This window comes from Pseudonocardia pini (genome assembly GCF_013870575.1).
In the GTDB taxonomy this organism is placed as follows: Bacteria; Actinomycetota; Actinomycetes; order Mycobacteriales; family Pseudonocardiaceae; genus Pseudonocardia; species Pseudonocardia pini.
Genome location: NZ_JACBXB010000630.1, coordinates 1 through 3,366 on the forward strand (window position 1 = coordinate 1; position 3,366 = coordinate 3,366).

3 protein-coding genes are annotated in these 3,366 nt (G+C 73.0%); all 3 read left to right on the forward strand.

Going from position 1 to position 3,366, the window contains the following annotated elements; genetic code table 11:
* Positions 1–453: 453 nt before the first annotated feature.
* Entirely contained in the window at positions 454–1,605 is a 1,152-nt protein-coding gene (locus H5J29_RS26105) for an LLM class flavin-dependent oxidoreductase (protein ID WP_181783667.1), read from the forward strand.
* Between the two features lie 11 nt (positions 1,606–1,616).
* A complete protein-coding gene (locus H5J29_RS26110; RefSeq protein ID WP_181783668.1) occupies positions 1,617–2,984 on the forward strand; it encodes an NtaA/DmoA family FMN-dependent monooxygenase in 1,368 nt (455 codons plus the stop codon).
* 18 nt (positions 2,985–3,002) lie between these two features.
* Positions 3,003–3,366 (forward strand): CBS domain-containing protein (locus tag H5J29_RS26115; RefSeq protein ID WP_181783669.1); only part of this gene is annotated, 364 nt, incomplete at its 3' end.

Below are 3,366 nucleotides of genomic sequence, written 5' to 3' on the forward strand. Positions count from 1 at the left end.
ACGGTGGCGCCGCGGAACTCGAAGGGCTCCCCCGTCCACGCCGCGCGCAGCGTCTCGATGCTCTCGACCAGGAGAGACGGCCTGCGCTTCCCGTTCACCCCGAACGCGAGGAACTCCTCCTTGCGGTAGCCCGCCATGTCCGACTCACTCTCCTGCCCGAGGCCCCTGCGGCCACGGAGCGGGTGCGCTGCCCACCCCCCTGCCCCGAGCGCGACGGTCAGCCGCCCGCGGGACAGGACGTCGAGCACCGCGGTCGAGCACCGCGGTGTGCCACTCGTACACCCGGTGCGACCAGACCCGCGGGAGGAGCAGGTCGGACGCCGACCGGGCAGGGTCCTCGACGCGGCCGACCGTCGTCCGCATTGTTGTTCGCGCCACAGTCCCGGGCCGCACGACGTCGATCCGGCCCCGGTACGCGGTTAGTGTCGAGGACGTGATCCGGGAGGCTGTGACATGACCCTGCACCTCGCACTGGCCCTGGAGGGGACCGGCTGGCACCCCGCCTCCTGGCGGGAGCCGGAGGCGCGGCCCACCGAGCTGCTCGACGCGGGCTACTGGACCGGGCTGGCCCAGGAGGCCGAGCGGGGGCTGCTGGACCTGGTGACCTTCGAGGACACCTTCGCCATCCAGTCCTCGCGGCCCTTCGAGCCGGACGACCGGACCGACCAGGTCCGCGGCAGGCTCGACGCCACGCTCGTCGCCGCCAGGGTCGCCCCGCTGACCAGCCACATCGGGCTCGTGCCGACCGCGGTCGCCACCCACACCGAGCCGTTCCACTTCTCCAAGGCGATCGCCACACTGGACTTCGCAGGCCGCGGCCGGGCGGGCGTGCGGGTGCGTGTCTCCTCCCGCCCGGACGAGTTCGCGCTCGTCGGGCGGCGCCGGGTGCCGGAGGTCGACGCGACGGGCGCGATCTCCGCGGCCGCGCGGGAGGAGCTGTTCGCCGAGGCGGCGGACTGGGTCGAGGTGGTCCGGCGGCTCTGGGACTCCTGGGAGGACGACGCCGAGATCCGGGACGCGGCGACCGGCCGGTTCGTCGACCGGGAGCGGTTGCACTACATCGACTTCGAGGGCCCGCAGTTCTCGGTGCGCGGGCCGTCGATCACCCCGCGTCCGCCGCAGGGCCAGCCGCTCGTCACCGCGCTCGCCCACCGCGAGGTGGCCTACGAGCTCGTCGGCAAGGCCTGCGACCTGGGGTTCGTCACCCCGGCCTCGACCTCGGACATCGCGGGCATCCGCGCCGAGATCCCCGGTGGGCCGCTGGTGTTCGGAGACGTCGTGGTGTTCCTCGCCGACTCGGCCGAGGCCGCCCGGGAGCGCAAGGGCCGCATGGACTCCCGGCTGGGCCGCGAGCTGATCAGCGACGCCCGGGTCTTCGTGGGGACCCCCGCCGAGCTCGCCGACCTGGTGCAGGAGTGGCACGGCGCAGGCCTCGACGGGATCCGGCTGCGGCCGGGCTCGGTCGACCACGACCTGCCGCAGATCACCCGCGGGCTGGTCCCGGAGCTGCAGCGCCGCGACGCCTTCCGCACCGCGTACGAGGCGGACACCCTGCGCGGGCTGCTCGGCCTGGCCCGCCCCGTCGACCGCTACTCCGCCGCCTGAGAGGGAGCCCCATGCCGCGCAAGCAGATGCACCTCGCCGCGCACTTCCCCGGCGTCAACAACACCACCGTGTGGAGCGATCCCGCCTCCGGCAGCCACATCGACTTCTCCTCGTTCGAGCACTTCGCGCGCACGGCCGAGCGGGCGAAGTTCGACTTCCTGTTCCTCGCCGAGGGGCTGCGGCTCCGCGAGCAGAACGGGCTGATCTACGACCTGGACGTGATGGGCAGGCCGGACACGTTCACCGTGCTCGCCGCGCTCGCCGCCGTCACCGACCGGCTCGGGCTGGCGGGCACGATCAACTCCACCTTCAACGAGCCCTACGAGGTCGCCCGCCAGTTCGCCACGCTGGACCACCTCTCCGCGGGCCGCGCGGCCTGGAACGTCGTGACCAGCTGGGACGCGTTCACCGGCGAGAACTTCCGGCGCGCGGGCTTCCTGCCGCAGGAGAAGCGGTACTCGCGGGCGAAGGAGTTCCTCGCCGCCACCTTCGACCTCTTCGACTCCTGGCAGGGGGACGAGGCGACGCCGGACATCGTGGCGGACAAGGAGACCGGCGAGTTCTGGCGACCCACCGGCGACTTCGCGATCCGGACCGACCAGTTCGACATCTCCGGCCGGTTCCCGGTGCCGCGCAGCCCGCAGGGCCGCCCGGTCGTCCTGCAGGCGGGCGACTCCGACGAGGGCCGCGAGTTCGCCGCCTCCGGCGCCGACGCGATCTTCACCCGGCACGGCACCCTGGAGGCGGGGCAGGCCTTCTTCGCCGACGTCAAGGGGCGGCTGGCGAGGTACGGCCGGGACCCCGAGGACCTCAAGATCCTGCCCGCGGCCACCTTCGTGCTCGGCGACACGGACGCGGAGGCGCAGGAGAAGGCCCGGCACATCCGCTTCCAACAGGTCAGTCCGGCCACGGCGATCAAGTTCCTCGAGCAGCTGTGGAACCGCGACCTCTCCGACCACGACCCGGACGGGCCGCTGCCGACCGTGGACCCGCTCGTCGGGGAGAACACGATCGCGCGCGGCCGGGCGAGTGTGCGGATGTACTCCGACCCGGTCGCGACCGCGAACGAGTGGCGCGCGCTCGCCGAGGCGAAGCAGCTGTCGACCCGCGAGGTGATCATCGAGGTCACCGGGCGGCAGAACTTCATCGGTACCCCCGGCCGGATCGCCGAGCAGCTCGACGAGTTCGTGCAGGCGGAGGCGAGCGACGGGTTCGTGCTGGTCCCCCACGTCACGCCCGGTGGGCTGGACGAGTTCGCCGACACCGTCGTCCCGCTGCTGCAGGAACGGGGCGCCTTCCGCGCGGACTACGAGGGCACCACCCTGCGCGAGCACCTGGGACTCAAGCCCGCGCCGACCACCTCGGGGGCGGACTTCTGATCCCCTAGGCTCGGTCGGATGGCCGTACGTGCGCGTGACGTGATGACCCGGCGGGTGCTCACCGTGACCGCGGGGGACCCCGTCGAGCTGGCCGAGCAGCGGATGCTCAAGGCCGGCTTCAGCGCGTTGCCCGTGGTGCGAGACATCGACCGGCTGGTGGGGGTCGTGAGCCTGGTCGACGTCCTGCGCGCCCGCGAGCAGGCCTGGGACGCCGGCGTCGGGTCGATCATGACCACGGACGTGCTCACGCTGTCCCCCACGACGAGCGTCGGTGTCGTCGCGCACCGGCTGCGGACCTACGGCGACCTGCGGGTGATGCCGATCGTCGACCGCGGGCGGCTGGTCGGGATCGTGACCCGCAGCGACCTGCTCCGCGGTCCGC